This window comes from Phytoactinopolyspora halotolerans, from assembly GCF_010550675.1.
In the GTDB taxonomy this organism is placed as follows: domain Bacteria; phylum Actinomycetota; class Actinomycetes; order Jiangellales; family Jiangellaceae; genus Phytoactinopolyspora; species Phytoactinopolyspora halotolerans.
The window spans coordinates 172,580-179,063 of the sequence record NZ_JAAGOA010000016.1 but is presented as its reverse complement, the minus strand read 5'-3'; the positions used below and the strand labels follow the sequence as shown (position 1 = coordinate 179,063).

Below are 6,484 nucleotides of genomic sequence, written 5' to 3'. Positions count from 1 at the left end.
GATCAATACGTACAGTGCAGTCAGGAGGGTGTTCAGTTCTTTCGTCACACATTGATCTTGAACACCCTCCGTCCACTTCTCCGGTCACGACGCGCCGACCGTGATCTTCAAGGAATCACTCATCTAGTGCGGATTCCACCCCTGATCTTCCACCTCCGGGACCCCCTGACCCAACCCCGCCTCCTAAATGATCATGTGAAGTGGGTTTTCTCGCGCTTCACCATGTCTGCAGACCTGGTAGCGCACGAGAAAACCCACTTCACATGATCATTTAGGCCGGTGGCGTGTGTGGGGATTGTTGGGGTTGTGTGTGGGAGTTGTTGACTTGGCCGCAATGTAGGCGTAAAACAGACGTAAATCAACATCCGATTGTGTTGGAATTGTCCACGACGGGCGATGCTCTCGATCGAGTGGCCGGAGGAACGCGTGTACGCAGCGGAGCGGCAGCAATTGATCCTGGAACGGGTCCGTGCCGAGGGCCGGGTCGACGTGGCCGGGCTCGCGTCGTCGTTGGAGGTCACCGCGGAGACGGTGCGCCGGGACCTGAAGGTGCTGGAGCGCCACGGGGTGCTGCGCCGCGTCCACGGCGGGGCGGTGCCGGTGGAACGGCTCGGCTTCGAACCCGGCGTCGCGGACCGCACCGACCGGCTCGTCTCTGAGAAGGAACGGATCGCCAAGGCAGCGGTCGCCGAACTGCCCGACGACGGAGCGATCCTGCTGGATGCGGGCACCACCACCTCCAGGCTGGCCGAGCAACTGCCCTTCGACCGCGAACTCCGCGTGGTGACCAATTCACTGACCATCGCGAACATCGTGGCCAGCCGGGACAACCTCACGTTGTACCTGGTGGGTGGCCGCATCCGCGGCGTCACGCTCGCCGGGGTCGGCGATTGGCCGGTTCGGGCTCTGGCCGAGGTCTTCGTCGACGTGGCCTTTCTCGGCACGAACGGATTATCCGCACGACGCGGCCTGACGACGGCGGACCAGACCGAGGCCGCGGTGAAGCATGCCATGGTCGCCTCCGCGCGACGCAGCGTCGTCCTCGCCGATCACACCAAGATCGGCACCGACCACTTCGCTCACGTCGCCCCGCTCGCCGACATCGACACGGTGATCACGGACACCGGGCTGGACGAGGAGACCGCCGCGGAGATCGAAGCCGCCGGACCCCGCGTGGTGCGGGTGTGAGGCGACGGCGATGATCCTCACGTTCACCCCGAATCCCAGCGTCGACCGGACCATCGGTGTACCGCACGTGCACCGCGGTCGGGTCCACCAGGGCACCTCCAGCCGGATCGATCCCGGCGGTAAGGGCGTCAACGTCGCCCGGGCGTTGAGCCTGCATGACGCCAAGGCGGTAGCGGTCATCCCGATCGGCGGAGCAGAGGGCAGGGTGCTGGCCGGCCTGTTGGAGGAGAGCGGCGTCGAGGTCGTGGGTGTGCCGATTGCTCAACCCATCCGCGGCAACGTCACGGTCACCGAGCCGGACGGCACCACCACCAAGTTCAACGAGCCGGGGCCGGTGCTCGGTGGCGACGAGCGTGCGGAGCTGCTGGGCGGCGTCACCGCGGCGCTGTCCCGGTCGCCGCGCTGGCTGGTCTGCTGCGGAAGCCTGCCCGGCGGACTCGACGACGGCTTCTATGCCCGGGTGGTGGACGCCGGACGACGGCGCGGTGTGCCGGTCGCCGTCGACACGTCCGGTGCCGCGTTGCTGCGGGCGGCGCGGGCCGGCGCCGATCTGCTCAAGCCCAACGCGCATGAGCTGGCTGAGGTGCACGGGCGCGCGCTGACCACACTCGGCGACGTCGTCGACGCCGCCCGGGCGTTGCTGGAGACGGCCGAGCCGCCATCGGGCGCGCCGGCAACGGCCCAGCCGGCATCGGTCGCGCCGCCTCGTGCCGTGCTGGTCAGCCTGGGATCCCACGGTGCCGTGCTGGTCACTGCCGGTCGGCCGGCGGTGCGCGCGGTCGCGGAGCCGGTGGTTCCGCGCAGCACCGTCGGCGCCGGCGACGCCTTGCTCGCCGGCTACCTGTACACCCGTTCGGCGTCATCGACCACAGCCGCCGACGACGCGGGCGGTCACGCCGCCGACGACGCGGGCGGTCACGCCGCCGACGACGCGGGCAGCCACGACGCCGACGACGCGGGCAGCCACGACGTGGGCGGCGACCACGCCGACGGCCCGAACGAGCTGGATGCCCTGGTCGCCGGTGTGGCCTGGGGCACGGCGGCGGTGCGACTGCCGGGGAGCCGGATGCCCGGACCGGACGACGTCGCCGGCACCCGGGTGCGCGTCGAGATCGACCCCGACCTTGATCGTCACATTCACGAATGAGCCGAGGAGGCTTGACATGACCGAGCTGATCACCGCCGACTTCGTGGAGCTGGAGCTGTCCACCGACGACCGGCACACCGCGACCAGGACCCTCGCCGGGCGGCTGTTCAAGGGCGGCCGGGTCACCGACCTGGACGGCTTCCTCGCCGATGTGCGGGAGCGTGAGGAACAGATGCCGACCGGTCTGCCCGGTGGGATCGGCATCCCGCACGCCAAGAGTGCGTACGTGACCGTGCCGACGCTGGCCTTCGGGCGGTCGGCCGACGGCATCGACTTCGGCGCCGACGACGGTCCGGCGCATCTGATCTTTCTCATCGCCGCACCCGCCGGCGGCGACAGCGAACACCTCCAGGTGCTCGCCGCGCTGGCCAGGCGGCTGATCAATCAAGAGTTCAAGGACGCCCTGCTGTCCGCGCCAGACGCCGCGACCGTCGCGGACATCGTCGCCCGAGAGGTGGTGCCGTCATGAAGTTCGTCGCCGTGAGCTCGTGCCCTACGGGGATCGCGCACACATACATGGCCGCCGAGGCGCTAGAACAGGCCGCGCGGTCGGCCGGCCACGAGATCGTGGTCGAGACGCAGGGCTCCGCCGGGCTGACGCCGCTTGCGGCGGAGGCCATCGCCGACGCCGACGCGGTCATCTTCGCGGCCGACGTCGAGGTGCGTGACCGTACCCGGTTCGACGGAAAGCCGTTGGTGGATGTCGGCGTGAAGCGCGCCATCTCGGCCGCGCCGGATGTCATCACCGAGGCCGAACAGGCCGCCGTGAGCGCAGCGAACGCCACCGGAGCCACCGGGGCCACCGGGGCCACCGGGGCCACCGGGGCCACCGGGGCCACCGGGGCCACCGGCGCGGCGGCCACGGGCGACGGCGGACGTGGTGGAAGCGACGCGACGCAGGCGCGCGGCTCTGCCGGTGCCCCGGAACCGGACGGCGGCCCGTCGCTGTCCACCAAGGTGAGTTCCGGCGCCGGCGTGGGGACGCGGATCCGGCAGTGGCTGATGACCGGCGTCAGCTACATGATCCCGTTCGTCGCCGCCGGCGGCATCCTGATCGCGCTCGGCTTCATGATCGGCGGATACGAGATCACCGACACTGAGCTGAGCGCCGTCGTCGATGACTTCGACGTGCTCTCGTCGACCAGTTGGGCGGCGCTCTTCTTCCATGTCGGGGCGGCGTCGTTCGACTTCCTGGTGCCGATCCTGGCCGGATTCATAGCCTTCGCCATCGCCGACCGTCCCGGCCTCGCGCCCGGCGTCGTCGGTGGCGCGCTGGCGGTGGCCGTCGGGGCCGGGTTCCTGGGCGGCATCGTCGCCGGGTTCGTCGGCGGCTTCCTGGCTCTGGGGCTCAGCCGGATCCGGGTGGGCAAGGCGCTGCGCGGTGTCATGCCGGTGGTGGTGATCCCGCTGGTGGCGACGGCGGTGACCGGCTTGGTGATGCTGGTCCTGCTGGGCGCCCCGCTGTCCGCGGCCGCCGACGGGCTGGAGGACTGGCTGACCGGGCTGACCGGCACCAACCGGATCCTGCTCGGCGCGTTGCTGGGCCTGATGATGGCCTTCGACATGGGCGGCCCGGTGAACAAGGTCGCCTACACCTTCGCCACCACCGGGCTGGCCGGTGCCGCCACCGCGAGCGGTAGCACCAGTCTGACGATCATGGCGGCGGTGATGGCCGCCGGCATGGTGCCTCCGCTCGGGCTGGCACTCGCCACCGTGGTGCGGCAGCGCCTGTTCACCACGGCGGAGCGGGAGAACGGCCGGGCAGCCTGGTTGCTCGGCGCGTCGTTCATCACCGAGGGAGCCATCCCGTTCGCCGCCGCCGATCCGCTGCGGGTGATCCCGTCGATCATGGCCGGTTCCGCGGTGACCGGTGCCATGGTGATGGGCATCGGCAACGAGCTGCGCGCGCCACACGGCGGCATCTGGGTGACCGGACTGATCAGCCAACCTTTGCTGTACCTGCTCGCGGTGGCTGCGGGGGCCGTCGTCGCCGCTGGCTGCGTCATCGCACTGAAGAGCCTGCGCCGCTCGCCCGGAGCGGTCGCCGCGACGACGACGCCCGAGGCCGCCGTCGTGGCGTGACGCTCCACGACCCCGAGGGGGCAGGAGTGACGGAGATCATGCCGGCCGCACCGGCGACGGGACGACACGGACGCGCACCGAGAGGGAGACTCGATGTTGACAACGCATGACGGATCGGACCTCGACGTGGAGGAGTTCGACGTGACAGCGGAGGCGGGTAAGGCGAGGACGGACGGGTCCGGCGTGGCGCTGCACGGCATCGGTGTCAGCGCTGGTATCGCGGTCGGACCGGTGGCGCGGATGGCCGACCCGGTCCGTCCACCCGTGGATGAGCCGGCGGCGGTGGACGCGGCGGCGGCCCGGGAGGAGATCGCCGCCGCCCTTGAAGGGGTGGCGGCCGAGCTGGACCGCCGCGCGGGTCTGACGGACGCTTCGGCGGCCGAGATCTTGACCGCCACCGCCATGATGGCCCGTGATCCGTCTCTGCTGACCGGCGCCGAGCGTCGGCTGAACGAGGGGATAGGGCCGGCGAACGCCCTGGACCAGGCGGTGGAGGAGGTGTGCGCGTCGCTCGAAGCCGTCGGCGGCTACCTGGCGGAGCGTGTCACCGATCTGCGCGACGTGCGCGACCGCGTCGTCGCTCATCTGCTCGGTGCCCCACAGCCGGGCGTCCCCGAGCTGCACCGGCCGTCCGTGCTAGTCGCGCATGACCTGGCGCCCGCGGACACCGTCGGGCTCTCGCCAGCCACCGTGCTCGCGATCGTCACCGAGGCCGGCGGCCCCACCAGCCACACGGCGATTCTCGCGGCGCAGTTGGGGATCCCCGCAGTCGTGGGCGTGGCGCGGGTCGAGCAGCCGGACGCCACGGTGGAACCGGATGCCGCCGCCGAATCGGGTGGCCCGACGGGGACGGGTGCCGCGGCGGAGACGGGTGCCGCGGCGGGGGCGGCGTCGGGCGCAAGCGCACCGACCCGCCAGGCCGTCGTCCGTGCGTTGTTGACCGAGAACACGCTGGTCGCGGTCGACGGCGCCTCGGGTGAGATCGTCGTCGAGCCGGACGAGTCCGTGCGTGAGGCGTGGACGCTCCGCGCCGGCAAACGACAGGAACAGCTCGCCCGATTCAGCGGCCCGGGCCGCACCCGCGACGGTGCCCCGGTGGCGCTGCTGGCCAACATCGGCACCGCCGACGACGCGCAGGCCGCCGCGGCGGCGGCAGACGTGGAGGGCGTCGGGCTGTTCCGCACCGAGTTCCTGTATCTCGATCGGCCGGCCGCGCCCACGGTGGAGGAGCAGACCGAGACGTATCTCGCCGTGCTGCGGGCGTTCGGTACGCGCAGGGTGGTGGTGCGCACGCTGGACGCCGGCGCGGACAAGCCGCTCGCCTTCGCGCCCGCCGAGGGAGAGGAAAACCCTGCGCTGGGGGTACGTGGGCTGCGGCTGGGGCGTCGTACGCAGAGTCTGCTGGAGGATCAGCTCACGGCGTTGGCGGCGGCAGCGCGGCAGAGCGAGGCGGACGTCTGGGTGATGGCCCCGATGGTGGCGACCGCCGACGAGGCACGCTGGTTCGCCGTCCGGGCGCGCGCCGCCGGACTGCCCAAGGTCGGCGTGATGGTGGAGGTGCCGAGCGCCGCGCTGCGCGCCGAACAGGTCCTCGCGGAGGTCGACTTCGCCAGCATCGGCACGAACGACCTGGCCCAGTACACGCTGGCGGCTGACCGGATGCTGGGGGAACTGGCGACGCTGCTGGACCCGTGGCAGCCCGCCGTGCTGGACCTGATCGCCGCCACCGGCCACGGCGCCGCGGGAACGACGCCGGTCGGCGTGTGCGGCGAGGCGGCCGGAGACCCGATCCTCGCCTTGGTGCTGGTGGGCCTGGGCGCGTCCAGCCTCTCCATGGCGCCGGCCAAGATCCCGGCGGTGCGCGCCGCACTCGCCATGCACGACCGGGAGCGATGTGTGCAGATGGCCGCGGCGGCGCGTGCGGCCGCGGATCCGGCAGCCGCGCGGTCCGCCGTCGTCGATCTGCTGGAGCCGGAGGCGCTGGCCCTTGCGTGAGCGCCGTGGATCGCTGGGGTGATCACACCAGTGATCCACGGCAGTCTCGTGGATATCGTCGCATGTAGGCTT

General features: G+C 71.3%; 5 protein-coding genes. All 5 read left to right on the top strand.

Going from position 1 to position 6,484, the window contains the following annotated elements:
• Positions 1–426: 426 nt before the first annotated feature.
• The 5 genes from G1H10_RS21525 to G1H10_RS21505 all read left to right on the top strand — a co-directional run bounded on the left by G1H10_RS21525 (position 427) and on the right by G1H10_RS21505 (position 6,412).
• Entirely contained in the window at positions 427–1,188 is a 762-nt protein-coding gene (locus G1H10_RS21525; RefSeq protein WP_163741622.1) for a DeoR/GlpR family DNA-binding transcription regulator, read from the top strand.
• 10 nt (positions 1,189–1,198) lie between these two features.
• Positions 1,199–2,335, top strand: coding sequence for a 1-phosphofructokinase family hexose kinase (locus G1H10_RS21520; RefSeq protein WP_163741580.1), 1,137 nt, complete (start codon positions 1,199–1,201; stop codon positions 2,333–2,335).
• A gap of 16 nt (positions 2,336–2,351) precedes the next feature.
• Positions 2,352–2,804: a PTS sugar transporter subunit IIA gene (locus G1H10_RS21515; RefSeq protein WP_163741578.1), complete on the top strand. Its 453-nt coding sequence runs from the start codon at positions 2,352–2,354 to the stop codon at positions 2,802–2,804.
• Positions 2,801–4,417, top strand: coding sequence for a PTS fructose transporter subunit IIC (locus G1H10_RS21510; protein ID WP_163741576.1), 1,617 nt, complete (start codon positions 2,801–2,803; stop codon positions 4,415–4,417). Before G1H10_RS21515 ends, G1H10_RS21510 begins: the two co-directional genes overlap by 4 nt.
• A 93-nt stretch (positions 4,418–4,510) precedes the next feature.
• The gene (locus G1H10_RS21505; RefSeq protein ID WP_163741574.1) at positions 4,511–6,412 is read left to right on the top strand and encodes a phosphoenolpyruvate--protein phosphotransferase; all 1,902 of its coding nucleotides are present in this window, start codon (positions 4,511–4,513) and stop codon (positions 6,410–6,412) included.
• Positions 6,413–6,484: the final 72 nt, after the last annotated feature.